This is a genomic window from Luteimonas sp. MC1782 (assembly GCF_014164605.1).
Classification (GTDB): domain Bacteria; phylum Pseudomonadota; class Gammaproteobacteria; order Xanthomonadales; family Xanthomonadaceae; genus Luteimonas.
This window is the reverse complement of record NZ_JACJFT010000001.1, coordinates 523587-542732: the sequence shown is the minus strand read 5'-3', so window position 1 is coordinate 542732 and position 19146 is coordinate 523587. Positions and strand designations below refer to the sequence as shown.

Annotated in this window: 17 protein-coding genes; 13 read left to right on the top strand and 4 right to left on the bottom strand. The window is 70.4% G+C overall.

Going from position 1 to position 19146, the window contains the following annotated elements:
- Positions 1-2 precede the first annotated feature (2 nt).
- The 13 genes from H5368_RS02605 to H5368_RS02545 all read left to right on the top strand — a co-directional run bounded on the left by H5368_RS02605 (position 3) and on the right by H5368_RS02545 (position 11093).
- Positions 3-308, top strand: a complete 306-nt coding sequence (locus tag H5368_RS02605) for a hypothetical protein (RefSeq protein WP_182821058.1) — start codon at positions 3-5, stop codon at positions 306-308.
- A gap of 11 nt (positions 309-319) precedes the next feature.
- Positions 320-649, top strand: a complete 330-nt coding sequence (locus H5368_RS02600; RefSeq protein WP_182823685.1) for a hypothetical protein — start codon at positions 320-322, stop codon at positions 647-649.
- A gap of 37 nt (positions 650-686) precedes the next feature.
- A complete protein-coding gene (locus tag H5368_RS02595; RefSeq protein WP_182821056.1) occupies positions 687-1472 on the top strand; it encodes an SDR family oxidoreductase in 786 nt (261 codons plus the stop codon).
- Between the two features lie 98 nt (positions 1473-1570).
- Positions 1571-2995, top strand: coding sequence for an aldehyde dehydrogenase (locus tag H5368_RS02590; protein ID WP_182821054.1), 1425 nt, complete (start codon positions 1571-1573; stop codon positions 2993-2995).
- Between the two features lie 32 nt (positions 2996-3027).
- A complete protein-coding gene (gene can / locus H5368_RS02585) occupies positions 3028-3690 on the top strand; it encodes a carbonate dehydratase (RefSeq protein ID WP_182821052.1) in 663 nt (220 codons plus the stop codon).
- A 1-nt stretch (position 3691) separates the two neighbouring features.
- Positions 3692-4129, top strand: a complete 438-nt coding sequence (locus H5368_RS02580; protein WP_182821050.1) for a RidA family protein — start codon at positions 3692-3694, stop codon at positions 4127-4129.
- Positions 4126-4674: a 3-hydroxyanthranilate 3,4-dioxygenase gene (locus tag H5368_RS02575; protein ID WP_182821048.1), complete on the top strand. Its 549-nt coding sequence runs from the start codon at positions 4126-4128 to the stop codon at positions 4672-4674. Before H5368_RS02580 ends, H5368_RS02575 begins: the two co-directional genes overlap by 4 nt.
- A 10-nt stretch (positions 4675-4684) precedes the next feature.
- Positions 4685-5710: an amidohydrolase family protein gene (locus H5368_RS02570; protein WP_182821045.1), complete on the top strand. Its 1026-nt coding sequence runs from the start codon at positions 4685-4687 to the stop codon at positions 5708-5710.
- Between the two features lie 34 nt (positions 5711-5744).
- The gene (kynU, locus tag H5368_RS02565) at positions 5745-7037 is read left to right on the top strand and encodes a kynureninase (RefSeq protein ID WP_182821043.1); all 1293 of its coding nucleotides are present in this window, start codon (positions 5745-5747) and stop codon (positions 7035-7037) included.
- On the top strand, positions 7034-8401 hold the full coding sequence (locus tag H5368_RS02560; RefSeq protein ID WP_343203874.1) for an NAD(P)/FAD-dependent oxidoreductase: 1368 nt from the start codon (positions 7034-7036) through the stop codon (positions 8399-8401). Before kynU ends, H5368_RS02560 begins: the two co-directional genes overlap by 4 nt.
- Entirely contained in the window at positions 8401-9849 is a 1449-nt protein-coding gene (sbcB, locus tag H5368_RS02555; protein WP_182821039.1) for an exodeoxyribonuclease I, read from the top strand. The genes H5368_RS02560 and sbcB overlap by 1 nt, the downstream gene beginning before the upstream one ends.
- A 9-nt stretch (positions 9850-9858) precedes the next feature.
- Positions 9859-10545 carry a DUF2461 domain-containing protein gene (locus tag H5368_RS02550; protein ID WP_182821037.1) on the top strand — a complete coding sequence of 229 codons (687 nt, stop codon included), beginning with the start codon at positions 9859-9861 and terminating at the stop codon, positions 10543-10545.
- Positions 10546-10547: 2 nt separating this feature from the next.
- The gene (locus H5368_RS02545; RefSeq protein WP_182821035.1) at positions 10548-11093 is read left to right on the top strand and encodes a DUF2939 domain-containing protein; all 546 of its coding nucleotides are present in this window, start codon (positions 10548-10550) and stop codon (positions 11091-11093) included.
- Between the two features lie 24 nt (positions 11094-11117).
- Here the strand turns inward: H5368_RS02545 and H5368_RS02540 are convergent, their stop codons facing one another.
- The 4 genes from H5368_RS02540 to H5368_RS02525 all read right to left on the bottom strand — a co-directional run bounded on the left by H5368_RS02540 (position 11118) and on the right by H5368_RS02525 (position 19061).
- Positions 11118-12023, bottom strand: coding sequence for a 5'-nucleotidase (locus tag H5368_RS02540; protein WP_182821032.1), 906 nt, complete (start codon positions 12021-12023; stop codon positions 11118-11120).
- 70 nt (positions 12024-12093) lie between these two features.
- The gene (locus H5368_RS02535) at positions 12094-12879 is read right to left on the bottom strand and encodes an NAD kinase (RefSeq protein WP_182821031.1); all 786 of its coding nucleotides are present in this window, start codon (positions 12877-12879) and stop codon (positions 12094-12096) included.
- A gap of 77 nt (positions 12880-12956) precedes the next feature.
- Positions 12957-17846 carry an NAD-glutamate dehydrogenase domain-containing protein gene (locus tag H5368_RS02530; RefSeq protein ID WP_182821029.1) on the bottom strand — a complete coding sequence of 1630 codons (4890 nt, stop codon included), beginning with the start codon at positions 17844-17846 and terminating at the stop codon, positions 12957-12959.
- Between the two features lie 66 nt (positions 17847-17912).
- Positions 17913-19061, bottom strand: coding sequence for an acyl-CoA dehydrogenase family protein (locus H5368_RS02525; protein ID WP_182821027.1), 1149 nt, complete (start codon positions 19059-19061; stop codon positions 17913-17915).
- Positions 19062-19146 lie beyond the last annotated feature (85 nt).

Here is a 19146-nt window from a genome sequence, read left to right as displayed (position 1 = left end):
GCATGCTCCTGTTCCTGGCCCTGTGCAGCGTGGGCGTGGCGATCGCCGCGGTGTCCGCGTTCATCATCTTCTGGCCGCTGTCGCTGGTGCACCTGCGCGACCGCCACCCGGGGCTGCGCGAGCGCCTCGGCGAAGGCGCGTTCCTGAATCCGAAGGTGCTGTGGTGGCTGCTGAACGGCGGCTACCGCGAAGCCGGCGACCACCGCTTCAGCGGCCTGGCCACCCCGGCGCGGGTATCGCTGATGACCCTGATCGGCAGCCTCGTTGCGGCAGCCCTGTTGTGGCTGTGGTCGGTGGCGCTGTCATGAGCGAGGACAGCATGGAACACGACGCCGGCGGCCACGGCTACACCCACCAGGAATGGTGGCTGGCGACGCTCGGCCACACCGTGGTCTGGGCGCGCCTGCGCGTGCGCGCCGCCGGCACCGCGGAAGTCTTCGACAGCGACGGCAACACGCTCGTGTACGACAGCGAGGACACCGCACGCGCGATGCTGATGGACGCCGAGTTCGTCGCCTTCGATGGCCTGGATGCCGACGATGCCGCCGAACGCGGCTTCATGCTGGACGCCCTCGAGCCGCCGCAGGGCGACAGCGACGAGTCGCTGCATCCGCGCATGGTGCAGAAGCTCGGCGGCGGCCGCGCCTGAGCCACCGCCCCACCCCCACTCACGAGGAGCCACCGCCATGGACCTGAACCTCAACGGCCGCCACGCACTGGTCTGCGGCGCGTCTGAAGGGATCGGCCGCGCCACCGCGGTCGAACTGGCCGCGCTTGGCGCCAGCGTCACCGTGCTGTCCCGCCGCGAGGACGCGCTGCGCGAAGTGATGGCCGGCCTGGCCAGCGGCGACGGCCGCCAGCACGACCTGGTGGTGGCCGACAGCGCCGACACCGAAGGCCTGCGCGTCGCCGTGGCCTCGGTGGTCGCCAGGCGCCCCGTGCACATCCTCGTCAACAACACCGGCGGCCCGCCGGGCGGCGCGCTGGCCGACGCGCAGCTGGCGGCGTTCGAGGACGCCTTCCGCCGCCACGTGCTTGCCAACCAGGTGCTGCTGCAGGCGGTGCTGCCGGGCATGCGCGAAGCGCGCTGGGGCCGCATCGTCAACGTGGTCTCGACCTCGGTACGCGAGCCGATCGCAGGCCTGGGCGTGTCCAACACCACGCGCGGCGCCGTCGCCTCCTGGGCCAAGACCCTGTCGCGCGAACTTGCACCCGAGGGCATCACCGTCAACAACGTGCTGCCCGGCTTCACCGAGACGGGGCGCATCCGCCAGATCATCAGCGACCGCGCCAGGAACGAAAACCGCAGCGAGGACGACATCCGCCGCGACATGGAGGGCGCCATCCCGGCCCGCCGCTTCGCCACAGCGGACGAGACCGGCGGCGTGATCGCATTCCTGTGCTCGCCGGCCGCGGCCTACGTCAACGGCGTCAGCCTGGCCGTGGATGGCGGGCGCATGGCCTCCATCTGAGGCCATGCCGCAAGCTGCGGAGATCCGCCGTGCCGCAGCGCAAGCGCGTCGGCACGGCCAACACTGACGATCGACCTGTCGCCGGGTAAGCTTGGCGGATGCGACGCTTCGGACACGTCATCAACGGCGCCACGCGCGAGGCCGGCAACGGCGGTTGGCGCGAGGTCTTCGATCCGGCGACCGCCCAGGCCTACGCCGAGGTCGCGGATGGCGGCGCGGCTGATGTCGCCGCCGCCGTAACCGCGGCCAGCGCCGCGTTCCCGGCCTGGTCGGCACTGCGCAACAGCGAGCGCTCGCGCTGGCTCGAGCGCCTGGCCGACGCGCTGGAGGCGCGGCTGGACGATTTCGCCCACGCAGAAGCGCGCGACGGCGGCAAGCCGTATGCGCTGGCCCGCGATGCCGAGATCCCGCGCGCGGTGTCCAACCTGCGCTTCTTCGCCCACGCCGCCACGCAGTTCGGCAGCCAATCGCACCACGGCGAAGCCGGGCTCAACTACACGCTGCGCCAGCCGCTCGGCGTGGTCGGAACGATCTCGCCGTGGAACCTGCCGCTGTACCTCTTCACCTGGAAGATCGCGCCGGCGCTGGCCGCGGGCAACACCGTGGTCGCCAAGCCCTCCGAGGTCACGCCCGCCACGGCGACCATGCTCGGCGAACTGGCGGCGGAGATCGGCGTCCCGGCCGGCGTGCTCAACGTCGTGCACGGGCTGGGGCCGGACGTCGGCGAAGCCATCGTCGGCCACCCGGACGTCAAGGCGGTGTCGTTCACCGGCAGCACCGCGGTCGGCCGGCGCATCGCCGGGATCGCCGCGCCGCTGCTGAAGAAGGTCTCGCTGGAGCTCGGCGGCAAGAACCCGACGCTGGTGTTCGCCGACAGCGACTGGCAGGACCAGCTCGACACCATCCTGCGTTCGGTGTTCCAGAACAGCGGGCAGATCTGCCTGTGCGGTTCGCGCATCCTGGTGGAGCGCCCGATCTACGCGGCGTTTCGCGATGCGTTGGTCGGACATGCGCTCGCGCTGCGCGTCGGCGACCCGATGGACAGTGATGCGCGGTTCGGCCCGCTGGTCTCGCAGGCGCACTTCGACAAGGTGGTGGCGGCGATCGGCCGCGCCCGCGACGAAGGCGGCCACGTGCTCTGCGGCGGCGGCGCGCTCGACCGGCCCGGCTGGTTCGTGGCACCGACGCTGATCGAGGGCCTCGGCCCCGACTGCGCCAGCAACCGCGAGGAGATCTTCGGCCCCGTCGCGACGCTGCAACCGTTTGACAGCGACGACGAAGCCCTGTCGCTGGCCAATGCCGGCGACTTCGGACTTGCTGCCTCGGTCTGGACGCGCGACCTCCCGCGCGCGCACCGCTTCGGCGCCGAGCTCCGCTGCGGCATCGTCTGGATCAACACCTGGCTGATGCGCGACCTGCGCACGCCGTTCGGCGGCATGGGCCAGTCCGGCCTGGGCCGCGAGGGCGGCGACGACGCCATGCGTTTCTTCACCGAGGCGCGCAACGTCTGCATCGCGCGCTGACCCGACATACGACACAGCACCACGGAATCACCATGCACCGAATGCACGACCTCCTCGAACGCAACCGCATCTGGGCCGAACGCGTCGAAGCCGAAGACCCCGGTTTCTTCACCCGCCTGTCAAAGATCCAGAAGCCCAGGTACCTGTGGATCGGCTGCTCGGACTCGCGCGTGCCGGCCAACCAGATCATCGACATGGCGCCGGGCGAGGTGTTCGTGCACCGCAACGTGGCCAACGTGGTGGTGCACACCGACCTCAACTGCCTGTCGGTCATCCAGTACGCCATCGACGTGCTCGAGGTGGAGCACATCCTGGTGGTCGGCCACTACGGCTGTGCCGGCGTCGGGGCGGCGCTCGACGGCCAGCGGGTGGGGCTGGCCGACAACTGGATCCGCCACGTCAAGGACGTCAAGCACAAGCACCGCGCCATCATCGAGGACCTCGACGACCACGCCATCCGCCACGACCGCCTGTGCGAACTCAACGCACTCGAGCAGATGATCAATGTTGCCGAAACAACCGTGGTCCGCGAGGCCTGGGCACGCGGCCAGAAGCTCGCGCTGCACGCCTGGGTCTACTCCCTGCGCAACGGCCGCGTGCACGACCTGGGGCTGTCGATCAACTCGCCTGCGGCGCTGCCGGAACAGTACGAACCGGCGGTCGAACGCATTCGCGACGACCGCGAGGACCGCTGACGTGGACGGCCATGTCGTCCGTACCGACGCCGCGCCGAAGCCGGTTGGCGCCTACCCGCATGCGCGGCGTGTCGGCGGGCTGCTGTTCCTGTCCGGCATCGGTCCGCGCGACCCGGCCAGCGACGCCATCCCCGGCAACGACTATTTCGCCGACGGCCGCGTGCGCGGCTACGACATCGTGGCGCAGGCGCGCGCGGTGTTCGCCAACGTGCGCGCCGTGCTCGAGGCCAGCGGTGCGCGCTGGGAGGACCTGGTCGACATCACCGTCTACCTCACCGACATGGCGCGCGACTTCAAGGCGTACAACGCGGTCTGGGCCGAGCACTTCCCGGACGCGGCCACCGCCCCGTGCCGCACCACGCTCGGCATCACCGCGCTGCCGACGCCGATCGCGATCGAACTGAAATGCGTCGCCGCCATCCAGGGAGCCCGGCCATGATTCCCGTACCGCTCAACTTCAGGCAGTGGATCGAGGACAACCGCCACCTGCTGAAGCCGCCCGTCGGCAACAAGTGCATCTACGACGGCGACTTCATCGTGATGGTGGTGGGCGGGCCGAACGCGCGCACCGACTACCACTTCGAGGAAGGCCCGGAGTGGTTCCACCAGCTCGAAGGCGAGATGGTGCTGCGCATCCAGGAAGACGGGAACGTCCGCGACATCCCGATCCGCGCCGGCGAGACGTTCCTCCTGCCGCCGCGCGTGCCGCACTCGCCGCAGCGGGCGGAAGGCTCGATCGGCCTGGTGATCGAACGCCGGCGCCTGGCGCACGAGGACGACGCGCTGATGTGGTTCTGCGACGCCTGCAACGAGAAGGTGTACGAGGAGTACTTCCACCTCCAGGACATCGAACAGGACTTCTTCCGCGTGTTCGAGACCTTCTACCGCAGCGAGGCGCTGCGCACCTGCAAGGCCTGCGGGCACCTCAACCCGCGGCCCACGCGCTACGAGATGCAGGCGGATTCGCAGGCCGACATCACGTGAGGCGGCCGCGATGCTGAAGATCGACATCCACGCCCACTACCTGCCGCGCGACTGGCCGGACCTCGCGCGCAAGTACGGCGACGAGCGCTTCCCCGTGCTGCACCACACCGATGACGGCCGCCACCGCATCTACAAGGACGGGCGCTTCTTCCGCGAGATCTGGTCGAAGACCTGGGACGCGCAGGAGCGCATCGACGACTACGCGCGCTTCGGCGTGCAGGTGCAGGTCATCAGCACCGTGCCGATGATGTTCAGCTACTGGGCGAAGCCCAACCAGGCGCTGGAACTGCACATGGCGCTCAACGACCACATGGCCGCGACCTGCCGCGCACACCCGCGCCACTACGCCGGCATCGGCACGGTGCCGCTGCAGTCGCCGCGGCTGGCGGTGCAGGAGCTCGAGCGCTGCATGGACCAGCTCGGTCTGCAGGGCGTGCAGATCGGCTCGCACATCCAGCTCGCCGACGGTACCCACTGGAACCTGGACGCGCCGGAACTGTTCCCGTTCTTCGAGGCCGCGGCCGACCTGGGCGCGGCGATCCTCGTGCACCCCTGGGACATGATGGGCACCGACACCATGCCGAAGTACTGGCTGCCGTGGCTGGTGGGCATGCCGGCCGAACAGTCGCGTGCGGCCTGCTCGCTGGTGTTCGGCGGCGTGCTGGAGCGGCTGCCCAAGCTGAAGATCTGCATGGCGCACGGCGGCGGCAGCTTCCCGTACACCATCGGCCGCATCGAGCATGGCTTCAACATGCGTCCCGATCTCGTCGCCACCGACAATCCGCGCAACCCGCGCGAGTACCTGTCGCGCCTGTACTTCGATTCCTGGGTCGCCGACAGCCGCGCGCTGCAGTACCTGCTCGACACCTGCGGCGTGGACCGCGTGATGCTGGGCACCGACTATCCCTTCCCGCTCGGCGAGCAGGTGCCGGGCGCGGGCATCGACGCCCTCGACCTGGACGCCGCCGGCAAGGCGCGCCTCTTCAGCGGCACCGCGCTCGAATGGCTCGGGCTGCCCGCGTCCAGGTTTGCGTGAAACGCATCTTGGCCACAAGAAAGGCTCCTTATCCATGACGGACCTGTACACCGACGACCACGCCCTCGCGCTGGACGATGCCGACCCGCTGCGGGCGCTGCGCGACGAGTTCATGATTCCGCGCCACGAAGGACGCGAACAGGCGTACTTCTGCGGAAATTCACTGGGCCTGCAGCCGAAGGCGGCGCGGGGCCACGTGCTGGACGTGCTCGACAAGTGGGCCGCCGAGGCGGTGGAGGCGCATTTCACCGGCACCACGCAGTGGATGCCGTACCACGCGCTGGTGCGCGACGGCCTGGCGCGCGTGGTCGGCGCCGAGCCCGGCGAGGTGGTGGCGATGAACTCGCTGACCGCCAACCTGCACCTGATGCTGGTGAGCTTCTACCGGCCCACGCGCGAACGTGCGGCGATCCTGATGGAGGCCGGGGCGTTTCCATCGGATCGTTACGCGCTCGAATCGCAACTGCGCTTCCATGGCTTCGACCCGGCGCGCGACCTGATCGAACTGGCGCCGGACGAGCCCGAAGGCCGCTTCTCGATGGCCGCGATCGAGCGCGCCATCGCCGAACACGGCCCGCGACTCGCACTCGTCCTTTGGCCGGGCGTGCAGTACCGCAGTGGCCAGGCCTTCGACCTTGCCGAGATCACGCGCCTCGGCCACGCCGCCGGCGCGGTGGTTGGCTTCGACCTCGCGCATGCCGCAGGCAACCTGCCGCTGCAGCTGCACGACAGCGGCGCCGACTTCGCGGTCTGGTGCCACTACAAATACCTCAACGCCGGCCCTGGCGCGGTCGCCGGTTGCTTCGTGCATGCGCGCCACGCGAACACCGACCGCCCGCGATTCGCCGGCTGGTGGGGCCACGAGGAAGCCTCGCGCTTCCGCATGGCGCCCGAGTTCAAGCCCACGCCCGGGGCCGACGGCTGGCAACTCAGCAACCCGCCGATCCTCGGCCTGGCGCCGCTGCGCGGCTCGCTCGAGCTGTTCGACCGCGCGGGCATGGAGGCGCTGCGCGCGAAGTCGGAAGCGCTTACCGGCTACCTGGAAGCGCTGATCGACGCGCAGCTCGCCGATACGCTGTGCATCGCCACCCCGCGCGAACCCGAGCGCCGTGGGGCGCAGCTGTCGCTGCGTGTCCTGCAGGGTCGCGGCATGCAGGGGCGCGACGCCGGCCGGTCGCTGTTCGGGCACCTGTCGGCGAACGGCGTGGTCGGCGACTGGCGCGAGCCGGACGTGATCCGCGTCTCCCCGGCGCCGATGTACAACACCCACGCCGACGTGCTGCGCTTCGTGCGCGAGGTGGTGGAATGGCGGGAGGCGACGGCGTGAGCGAGGCCAGGCACGCCACGATCATCGGCGCCGGCCTTGCCGGCGCGCTGATGGCCACCCTGCTCGCCCAGCGCGGCTGGCAGGTGGACGTGTTCGAGCGCCGCGGCGACCCGCGCGTGCACGGCTTCGCGGGTGGGCGCTCGATCAACCTGGCGCTGGCCGAACGCGGCCTGCACGCGCTGCGCGCCGCCGACGCGGATGGCGCGGTGCTGCGCCAGGCGGTGATGATGCGCGGGCGCATGGTCCACCCGCTCGAGGGTGAACCGCAGCTGCAGCGGTATGGCCGCGACGACAGCGAGGTGATCTGGTCGGTGAGCCGCGGCGAGCTCAATATCACGCTGATCGATGCCGCCGAAGCCGCCGGTGCCGTGCTTCACTTCGACCGCCGCCTGGACAGCGTGGATTTCGACGCGCGCGTGGCCACGTATCGCGGCGACCTGGCCGGGCACCGGCACACGTTCCACACGCTCATCGGCTGCGACGGCGCCGGCTCCACCCTGCGCGGCCTGATGGACGCACGCAAGCCGCTGGGCGAGCGCACCGACTGGCTCGGGCACGGCTACAAGGAGCTGGAAATCCCGCCGGCCGCCGACGGCGGTTTCCGCATCGAGCCCAACGCCCTGCACATCTGGCCGCGCGGGCGCTACATGTGCATCGCCCTGCCCAATGACGAACGCACGTTCACGGTGACACTGTTCATGGCCCTGCACGCCGACGGCAGCGGCGACCCTGACTTCGACCGCGTGAACACGGCGGCGGATGCGCGCGCGCTGTTCGCGCGTGACTTCGCCGACACGCTGCCACTGATCCCGGCGCTGGAGCACGACTTCGAGGCGAACCCGGTCGGCACGCTGGGCACGCTCTATCTCGACCGCTGGCACCTCGGCGGCGACGCGGTGCTGATCGGCGACGCCGCGCACGCCATGGTGCCGTTCCACGGCCAGGGCATGAACTGCGCGTTCGAGGACTGCGTGGCGCTGGCGCAGGCGCTCGATGCCGACAGCGACCTCGCCACGGCGTACGCCACGTTCGAGGCTGGCCGCAAGCCGGATGCCACGGCGATCCAGCGCATGGCGCTGGACAACTACATCGAGATGCGGGACCTGGTCGACGATCCCGGCTTCCTGCTGCAGCGCCAGCTGGAACTGGCGCTGCAGGCGCGCCATCCGCAGCGCTTCATCCCGCACTACGCCATGGTGACGTTCATGCGCATCCCGTACTCGCTGGCGCTGGCGCGCAGCGAGATCCAGCGCGGCATCCTCGAGAGCGCCACGCGCGGACATGCCTCGCTCGACGGCATCGACTGGGCCGAGGCGGATGCCGCCGTGCTCGGGCAGCTGGAGCCGCTGGAGGATGCGGCCTGATGGCGGCCAGCTTCCTGTTCTACGACCTGGAGACCTTCGGCACCGATCCCGGGCGCACGCGCATCGCGCAATTCGCCGCCATCCGCACCGACCAGGCGCTGGAGCAGATCGACGAGCCGATCGACATCATGGTGCGCCCGGCCGACGACCTGTTGCCGTCACCCGGGGCGACGCTCGTCACCGGCATCACGCCGCAGCACGCGCTGCGCACAGGGCTGCCCGAAGCCGAAGCCTTCTCGCGGATCATGGACGAGATGGCGCGGCCGGGCACCTGCACGCTGGGCTACAACTCGCTGCGCTTCGACGACGAGTTCATCCGCTGCGGCCTCTACCGCAACTTCCACGATCCCTATGAACGCGAGTGGCGTGGCGGCAATTCGCGCTGGGACCTGCTGGACGTCATGCGCCTGTGGCATGCACTGCGCCCTGACGGCCTGCACTGGCCGGCGCGCGAGGACGGCGCCACGTCCTTCCGCCTCGAGCACCTGGCGGCCGCCAACGACGTGCGCGTCGGCGACGCCCATGAGGCGCTGTCGGACGTGCGCGCGCTGATCGGCATCGCACGCCTGTTCCGCGCCGCGCAGCCACGCCTGTGGGACTACGCGCTGCGCCTGCGCGACAAGCGCCACGCGGCGACGCTCCTGGACACCGTTGCGATGACGCCTGTGCTGCACGTGTCGCAGCGCTATCCGGCAACGCGGCTGTGCGCCGCGGCGGTGCTGCCACTCGCGCGCCACCCGCGGATCGACAGCCGGGTGATCGTGTTCGACCTGGACGCCGAACCGGACGCCCTGCTCGACCTCGACGCCGCCACCATCGCCGAGCGCCTGTACGTGCGTGCCGCCGACCTGCCCGAAGACACCACGCGCGTGCCGCTGAAAGAGGTGCACCTCAACCGCTGCCCGGCGCTGGTGCAGTGGGACCACCTGCGCTCCGCCGACTTCGCGCGCCTGGCCATCGACCCGGCGACGGTCGAGGCGCGCGCGGCGCGCATCCGCGCCCACGGCCCGGCGATTTCCGAGAAGGTCCGCCAGGTCTATGCCCGCGACCAGGCGCGCGCGCCGTCCGACGTCGACGCGGCGATCTACGACGGCTTCATGGGCGATGGCGACAGGCGCCGCTGCGGCGACGTGCGCGCCACGCCTCCGGCAGCCCTCGGCGCGCGCGATTTCGGCTTCCAGGACCCGCGCCTGGCGGAGCTGCTGTTCCGCTACCGCGCCCGCAACTGGCCGGAGATGCTGGACGACGGCGAGCGCGCGCGCTGGGACGACTACCGGCGCCGTCGCCTGTTCGACGACGCCGGGCTCGGCGAGGTCAACCTGGCGCAGTTCGAAGCCGAGATCGCGCGCCTGCGCGCCGAGCGCGCCGGCAACGCCCGCGACCTGGGCCTGCTCGACCAGCTCGAGGCGTGGGGCCGCGGGATCGTCGCCACCCTGCCCACCGCCTGAGGACCGACGATGGCCACCTATTTCAGCGACAAGAGCCTGCGCTTCCTGCGCAACCTGGCGCGCCACAACGAGCGCACCTGGTTCCACGCCAACAAGCATGTCTACGAGGCCGAGGTGCGCGAACCGTTCCGCCGCCTGCTGGTGGACCTGCAGCCCGACCTGCTGTCCGTCAGCCCGCACTACCGGGCCGAGCCGCGCGCGGTCGGCGGCTCGCTGTTCCGCATCCAGCGCGACACGCGCTTCGCCAACGACAAGTCACCGTACAAGGGCTGGCAGGGCGCGCGCCTGTTCCACGCGCGCAGCCGCGAGACCGCGGCACCCTCGTTCTACCTGCACCTGCAGCCGGGCAACAGTTTCATCGGTGCCGGCCTGTGGCATCCGGAAACCCCGACCCTGCGACGCATCCGCCAGTTCATCGTCGACAACCCGGGCAGCTGGAAGACGGCCGCGCACGCACCGGCGTTCAAGCGCCGCTTCGCGCTGGAGGAGGACGACATGCTGGTGCGCCCGCCACGCGGGTTTCCCGAGGATTTCCCGTTCCTCGACGACCTGCGCCACAGGAACTTCGTGGCCTCGCGCGCGATCGACGACGCCACCATGACCGGCCCCCGCCTGCGCTCGGTGCTGGCCAGGGACGTGCAGGCGCTGGCCCCGTTCGTCGACTACCTGTGCGCAGCCCTGGACCTGGAGTTCTGATGATGGCAAAGACCAACAGCCGATGGATCATCCTCGCCTGCCTGCTGCTTGCGGCGTTGCTGGCCTGGGTGGCCAGCGGGCCATACCGCACGCTGGCCGCGATCCGCGACGCGGTGAAGACAGAAGACGCAGGCGCGCTGGCGCGCCAGGTCGATTTCCCCGCGCTGCGCGCCAGCCTGAAGCTGCAGCTGCAGGACCGCATCGTCCGCGAGGCCGGCGCAAGCGTGCAGGCGGATCCGTTCGGTGCGTTCGGGCTGCGCATCGCCACCGGACTCGCCGGCGGACTGGTCGATGCCATGGTCACGCCGGCCGGACTGGGCGCGCTGATGGAAGGCCGCAAGAGCTGGAACCGTGCCAGCGGCATCGCGCCGCCGTCGCGCCGCGACACCACGGGGCAGTCGGAGCCGCTGCCCGATCCGCGCCACCGCTTCGAGTCGCCGTCGCGCTTCACCGCCACCGTGGCCCACGCCGGCGGCGACGAGGTCGTGTTCGTGCTGACCCGGCAGGGGCTGCAGTGGAAGCTGTCGGATATCCGGCTCGCGGAGTGAGCTGCGCCGGAAATGGGTGAAGCGTCAGGCGTTGGAGACGCCGTGCGGCACGTGCCCGGTGGTGACGTGCTGGCGCGCCGACTCGATGTTGTGCTGCGAATCGTCGAAGAAGATGTCCGCGCCGAACACGTCCAGGAACGGACCCTTGGCGCGGCCGCCCAGGAACAGCGCCTCGTCCAGGCGCACGCCCCACTCGCGCAGCGTGCGGATCACGCGCTCGTGCGCGGGCGCAGAACGCGCTGTGACCAGCGCGGTACGGATCGGCGAGGCCTCGCCCGGCGGATAGGCCGCCTGCAGGTGGTGCAGCGCATCGAGGAAGCCGCGGAACGGACCGCCCGACAGCGCCTCGCGGGCGCGCTCGCGCTCGTGCTTGTGGAAGGCCTCGATGCCGCCTTCGCGCGACACCCGCTCGCCTTCGTCGCCGAAGATCACCGCGTCGCCGTCGAACGCGATGCGCAACTGGTCGTGGCGGTGCGCCGGCGCCTTGGCCGGCAGGATGGTGGCCGCGGCCACGCCGTTTTCCAGCGCCGCGCGCACCGAATCGGGATTGGCCGACAGGAACAGCTGCGCGCCGAACGGACGGATGTAGGGCCAGGTCGGCTCGCCGGAGGTGAACGTGGCGCGCGAGATGGCCAGGCCGTGGTGCTGGATGGCGTTGAAGATGCGCAGGCCGGTGTCGGCGGAGTTGCGCGACAGCAGGATCACCTCGACCCGCGGGGCATCGGGCGCGGCGCCCTCGTTGAGCCCCAGCAGCTTGCGCACCAGCGGGAACGCGATGCCCGGCTCGAGGATGTCGTCCTCGTTGGCGCGCTGGTGCTCGGCGTAGGCCTCGATGCCGTCACGCTCGAACAGCGCATGGCTGTCCTCGAGGTCGAACAGGGCGCGGGAGGAAATGGCGACGGTGAGCGGCGGGAGCACGGTGGATGGCATGCCGCCAGTATGCGCGAGCGCCGTCGCAGGACGCGAGACCACGCGCCGCGGCCTGCACGCGTTGTCGCGATCAGGCCTCGAACTGCTCGCTGAGGATGCGTTCTTCGAGGTTGTGCTCCGGATCGAACAGCAGGGTCACCGTGCGCTCGTGCGACTCCTGGATGGTCACCTCGACCACGTCGCGCACCTCGTGCGAGTCCGCCGTGGCGCTGACCGGGCGCTTGTAGGGATCAAGTACGCGGAAGCGCACCAGGGTGTCGGCCTTCAGCAACGCGCCGCGCCAGCGCCGCGGCCGGAACGGCGCGATCGGCGTGAGCGCCACCACGCTCGAGCCCAGCGGCAGGATCGGCCCGTGCGCGGAATAGTTGTAGGCGGTGCTGCCGGCGGGCGTGGCGACCATCACGCCGTCGCAGACCAGCTCGTCCAGGCGCACCTGGCCGTTGAGCTCGATGGCCACGTGCGCCGCCTGGCGCGTCTGGCGCAGCAGCGACACCTCGTTGTAGGCGAGCGAACCGACGCTCACCCCGGATTCGGTCGACGCCACCATTTCCAGCGGGCGCAGCACGGCCGGCTCCGCGGCCTGCAGCCGCACCATCAGGTCGGGCACCACCCCCTCGTTGCCATGATGGTGGTTCATCAAGAAGCCGACGCTGCCAAGCTTCAGCCCGTACACCGGCTTGCCCAGCGCGCCGTGGCGATGCAGCGTCTGCAGCATGAATCCATCGCCGCCGAGCGCACAGATGATGTCCGCGTCCTCGGGTCGCTGCTGGCCATGGCGGGAGGTGAGCTGCGCCAGTGCCTGCTGGGCGTCGGCCGTCTGGCTGGCGAGGAAGGCGATGCGGGGCGATCCGGTCATGTCGCCAGCATACCCGCAGGCCCGCCCTGCAACGCGGCCCTCCCCCGCATCGCGGGGGAGGGGGAAACGCCCGGCCCTCAGCCGGCGCTGGCCAGCTGCGCGAGCCGGCGCACCGCCACCGACGCCGTCGGATAGTCCAGCGTCTTCTGCGCCGCCAGCTCGGCGAGCATGGCGAGGGTGAACTTCAACGCCGCATCGTCGCGCGCGAGCCATTGCGCGACCTTGGCATCGGCATCACGAGCCGGCATCGACAGCACCTGGCCCACCAGCGCGCGGTGCTGCGCGGCGAGTTCGTCGCGCAGGGCGCCGTGCGCGACCGCATGCCAGCGCCCATCCACGGCCAGCGCATCGATCTGCGCGACCAGCCACGGCAGGTTGAGCGCATCGGCGAGGCGGAAGTGCACGCGTGCGACCTCGGCCGGCTTGCGCTTGCGCTCGCGCGAAAGCTCGATGATGTCCGGGCTCGCCTCCAGGTACGGCAGCGCCGCCAGCTGGCCGGCGAGCTCGGCCGGCACGCCCTTGGCGCGCCAGTCGGCCAGCGACTGCTCGTAGGCCGGGCGCTGCGCGGCGGTGAGGATGTCCTCGCCGGCGCGGATGGCCTGGAAGCCGTCGTGGTAGCGCTCGACCGCGCTGGTGATGGTGGGCAGCGCGCCCGGCCGTGCCAGCAGCCAACGCGTGAACGAGCGCTGCAGCGACCAGATCACCTGCAGGGCGTCGATCTGCACCGACTCGGCGACCTTGCCGTCGAGCGCGTCGATCTGCGCCCACAGCGTGCGGGCTTCCAGCGTCTCGCGGGTCACGGTGAACGCCTTGGCGACCTCGGCCGGCGTGCGCCCGCTGTCCTCCTGCATGCGCAGCAGGAAGGTCGCGCCCATGCGGTTGATGGTGGAGTTGGTGACCGCGGTGGCGATGATCTCGCGCTTCAGGCGGTGCTGCTCCATCGCCTTGGCGTACTTGGCCTGCAAGGGCTGCGGGAAGTAACGCTGCAGCTCACGCGAGAGGTACGGGTCTTCGGGGATGTCGGAATTGAGCAACTGCTCGAAGGCCACCAGCTTGGAGTACGAGAGCAGGATGGCGAGCTCCGGGCGGGTAAAGCCCTGGTTGCGCGCCTTGCGCTCGGCGATCTCCGCATCGCTGGGCAGGAACTCGATCTGGCGATCGAGCAGGCCCTGCGATTCCAGGGTGCGGATGAAGTGCTGCTTGGAGCCCAGGCGCGGCACGCTCATCCGCTCCATCAGGCTCAGCGCCTGGTTCTGGCGGTAGTTGTCGTGCAGCACCAGGCCGGCGACCTCATCGGTCATCGCCTTGAGCAGGCTGTTGCGGTCGGCGAGCTTGAGCTTGCCGGCCTGCACCTGCGCGTTGAGCAGGATCTTGATGTTCACCTCGTGGTCGGAGGTGTCCACGCCGGCGGAGTTGTCGATGAAGTCGGTGTTGAGCAGCACGCCGGCCAGCGCGGCCTCGATGCGGCCGCGCTGGGTCATGCCCAGGTTGCCGCCCTCGCCCACCACGCGGCAGCGCAGCTCGCCGCCATTGACGCGGATGGCGTTGTTGGCACGGTCGCCGACGTCGGCGTGGGTCTCCGCGGCGCCCTTGACGTAGGTGCCGATGCCGCCGTTCCAGAGCAGGTCGACCGGCGCCTTCAGCACCGCCGCCATCAGCTCGTTCGGGGTCATCGCGGTGACGGCCGCGTCCAGGCCCAGCGCGGCGCGCATTTCCGGCGAGACCGGGATCGACTTCAGGCTGCGCGCGAACACGCCGCCGCCCTGGCTGATGAGGCCCTTGTCGTAATCGTCCCAGCTCGAGCGCGGCACCTTGAACAGGCGCTGGCGCTCCTTGTAGGAGCTCGCCGAATCCGGGTTCGGGTCGACGAAGATATGGCGATGGTCCATCGCCGCCACCAGGCGGATGTGCTTCGACAGCAGCATGCCGTTGCCGAACACGTCGCCGGACATGTCGCCGATGCCGGCCACGGTGAAGTCCTGCTTCTGGCTGTCATGGCCGAGCGCGCGGAAGTGGCGCTTGACCGACTCCCAGGCGCCGCGCGCGGTGATGCCCATGCCCTTGTGGTCATAGCCCACCGAGCCGCCGGACGCGAACGCGTCGTCGAGCCAGTAGCCGTAGTCGCGGGAGATGCCGTTGGCGATGTCGGAGAAGGTCGCGGTGCCCTTGTCGGCGGCCACCACCATGTAGGGATCGGGATCGTCGTGGCGCACCACGTTCGCCGGCGGGATCACCTTGCCGTCCACGGTGAGGTTGTCGGTGACGTCGAGCAGGCCGCTGATGAAGCGGCGGTAGCAGGCGATGCCTTCCGCCTGCATCGCGTCGCGGTCGCCGCCCACGGGCGGGCGCTTGACGATGAAGCCGCCCTTGGAACCGACCGGCACGATCACGGTGTTCTTCACCATCTGCGCCTTCACCAGGCCCAGCACCTCGGTGCGGAAATCCTCGCGGCGGTCGGACCAGCGCAGGCCGCCGCGCGCCACCGGGCCAAAGCGCAGGTGGGTGCCCTCGACGTGCGGGCCGTAGACAAAGATCTCGCGGTAGGGGCGCGGCTTGGGCAGGTCCGGCACGGCGGCGGAGTCGAACTTGAAGGCCATGTAGTCCTTCGCCGCGCCGTCGGCGCCCAGCTGGTAGTAGCTGGTGCGCAGGGTGGCGTCGATCACGCCGACGTAGCTGCGCAGGATGCGGTCCTCGTCGAGGCTGGCCACGTCCTCGAGCATGTCGCGGATCGCGGCGCGCGCGGCGTCCATCGCGGCCGCCCTGCCCTTGTCGGCGGCGGGGTCGAAGCGCGCCTCGAACAGCGCCACCAGCAGGCGTGCCAGCGCCGGGTAACGCACCAGCGTCGCCTCGACGTAGCTCTGCGAGAACGGCACGCCGACCTGCAGCAGGTACTTGCAGTAGCCGCGCAGCACGGCCACCTGGCGCCACTCCAGCCCGGCCACCGCGACCAGGCGGTTGAAGCCGTCGTTCTCGGCATCGCCGCGCCAGATGCTGACGAACGCCTCCTCGAACTTCGCCGCATCGGGCTCGGCGCCACCGACGACCTCGACCTCGAAGTCCTGGATCCAGGCCACGCGCGGCGCGTCCGCGCCAACCGGCCGCCCTTCGAGGCGGTGCGGATGCTCGGCGATCACGCGCAGCCCCATGTTCTCCATCATCGGCAGCACGTCCGACAGCGGCACGTCATGGTCGGCACGGTAGAGCTTGAGGCGCAGCGGGCCCTCGCCTGGCTGCGCGCGCATGGCGCGCTGCAGGCTCAGGCGCAGGTCGTCCGGGCCGGCCAGCGCGTCGAGATGCACGACATCGGCCGCGGCGCCCTCGGGCGTCGCGCGCTCGATGTACTGCACCGGAAGCGCGCGCGCCCAGCCGGACGCCAGCGCGAGGCCACGCGCCTCGCCCTGTGCGCCGATCAGCGTCTCGCGCAGGTCGTCCTGCCAGTTGCGCACGATCGCGGCCAGCCCGTCCTGCAGCGCGGCCTCGTCCACGTCGACCGCCTCGCCGGTGCGCGGGCGCACCAGCATGTGCAGCTGCGCCAGCGGCGACTCGCCGAGGGTCACGTTGGCGTCGACATGGTCGGCGCCCAGCGCGTCCTTCAGCAACGCCTCCACGCGCAGGCGCACCTCGGTGTTGTAGCGGTCGCGCGGCACGTAGGCGAGCACGGAATAGAAACGGCCGTAGTGGTCGCGGCGCAGGAACAGGCGGCTGCGCACGCGCTCCTGCAGGCCGAGGATGCCGCTGGCGACCCGCTGCAGTTCGCCGCTCGAAGCCTGGAACAGCTCGTCGCGCGGCAGGCTCTCGAGGATGTGCTTGAGCGCCTTGCCGCTGTGGCCGGTATCGGCCAGGCCCGAGGCACCCATCACCTGCTCGTGGCGCTGGCGCACGATCGGGATGTCCCAGGGGCGGCGGTTGTAGGCGCTGGAGGTGTACAGGCCGAGGAAGCGCTTCTCGGTCGTGGCCTTGCCGCTCTTGCCGTCGAAGCCGAGCACGCCGATGTAATCCATGTAGCCGGGGCGGTGGATCGTGGAGCGGGCATTGGTCTTGGTGAGGATCAGCGGCTCGACGGTGCGCTCCGAGCGCTGCGCGCCGACCGTGCTCAGCAGGCGCGGCTTGCCGACGTCACGTCCGCGCAGCAGGCCCAGGCCGGTGCCGTCGATCGCCTGCAGCACGTCGTCGCGGCCCTTGCGCACGACTTCGTACTCGCGGTAGCCGAAGAATGTGAAGTGGTTGTCCGCTGCCCAACGCAGGAAGGCGCGGATCTCGGCGCGTTCCTCGTCGGACACCGGCAGCGGCGCGTCGGCAAGGCCGTCGGCCACCAGTTCCATGCGCGTGCGCATCGCGGCCCAGTCGTCGACGATGCTGCGGACATCCTCGAGCACGCCGCGCAGGGCCGCCTCGATACGCGCGCAGCCGTCCGGTGCCTGGCGGTCGATCTCCATGTGGATCAGGGACTCCGGCGCGCCCTCGCCCACGCCCTGCAGCTTGCCGGCGCGGTCGCGCCCGAGCTTCACCACGGGGTGTCCGAGCACGTGCACGCCGACGCCGAGTTCGGCCAGCGCCATGGTCACCGAATCGACCAGGAACGGCATGTCGTCATTGGCGATCTGCAGCACGGTGTGCTGCGTTTCCCAGCCGTGGCTGGCCAGGGTCGGGTTGAACAGGCGGACGCTCGCGACGCCCGGCTTGCGCTTGCCGAGGAAGCCGAGGAAGTCGGCGGCCAGCGCCGCCCAGCCATCGGCCTCATGCATGGCGATCTCGTCCTCGCCCATGCGCTGGTAGAACGCCGCCGCGAACGCGCTGGCGTCATCGCCGGCGGCCTTGCCCACGCGCTTGCGCAGCGCGGCCAGCACCGGGTCAAGGAGCCTTGCGTCGCGTGCGCCGGCGCGGCGCTCGCCGCTGGCGGGTGCGCGCGGCGCGTCCTGCTTCGCGTTGGTGTCGGGGGCGGGAGCCTTCTTGCGTGCGTTACTCATGTCGTCATCCGGATGCAATGAGGCCCGCGCAGGCGCGGGCCAGGGAGTTGTGCCTGCAGGGGTGCGTCAGCGCAGCCCGGTTTCCTGCCTGGCGATGACCAGCCGCTGGATCTCGCTGGTGCCTTCGTAGATTTCGGTGATCTTGGCGTCGCGGAAATAGCGCTCGATGGGCATTTCCTTGGAGTAGCCCATGCCACCGTGGATCTGCACGGCCTGATGGGCGATCCACATCGCGGCCTCGGAGGCGGTGAGCTTGGCCACGGCAGCCTCCGTGGTGAAGCGCTTGCCCTGCCCCTTCAGCCATGCCGCGCGCAGCGTGAGCAGCAGCGACGCATCGAGCTTGCACTTCATGTCCGCGATCTTGGCCTGGGTCATCTGGAACGCGCCGATGGGCTGGCCGAACGCCTTGCGCTCCTTCACGTATTCCAGCGTCGCCTCGTAGGCGGCGCGGCCGATGCCGATCGCCTGCGAGGCGATGCCGATGCGGCCGGCGTCGAGCACGCCCATGGCGATCTTGAACCCCTGGCCTTCCTCGCCGAGCACGTCGTCGGCGCTGGCCACGTAGTCCTGGAATTCGATCTCGCAGGTGGCCGAGGCGCGGATGCCGAGCTTGGGCTCGGTCTTGCCGCGGTGGAAACCGGCGCGGTCGCCGTCGACCATGAACGCGGTGATGCCGCGCGCGCCCTTTTCCGGGTCGGTCATGGCGAACAGCACGAAGTACTTCGCCACCGGGCCGGAGGTGATCCAGCTCTTCTTGCCGTTGATCACGTAGCTGCCGTCGGCCTGCTTCGCGGCGCGGCAGCGCATGGCGGTGGCGTCGGAGCCGGACTGCGGCTCGGTCAGGGCGAAGGCGCCGATCTCGCGGCCCTCGGCGATCGCGCGCACGTACTGCTGCTTCTGCGCCTCGGTGCCGTGGGTCAGGATGCCGTTGCAGAACAGCGAGTTGTTGACCGACATGATGGTGGAGTGCGCGGCATCGGCCGCGGCGATCTCGATCATCGCCAGCACGTAGGCCACCGGGTCCATGCCCGCGCCGCCGTATTCGGTCGGCACTTCGATGCCCATCAGGCCGTTCTCGCCGAGCAGGCGCATGTTCTCCAGCGGGAACTCGCCGCTGCGGTCGAAGCCCTCGGCGCTGGGCGCGATCTTCTCCTTCGCGATGCGCCGGGCCACGTCCTGGATCATCAACTGCTCTTCGGTAAGGCTGAAATCCACGCTTCGCTCCTGCTGTGCGCCGCGCGAATGCGGCGGCCGCTCCGGAGCGCATTCTAGCCAGCCCGCCGGGCCGCGGCCATCGAAC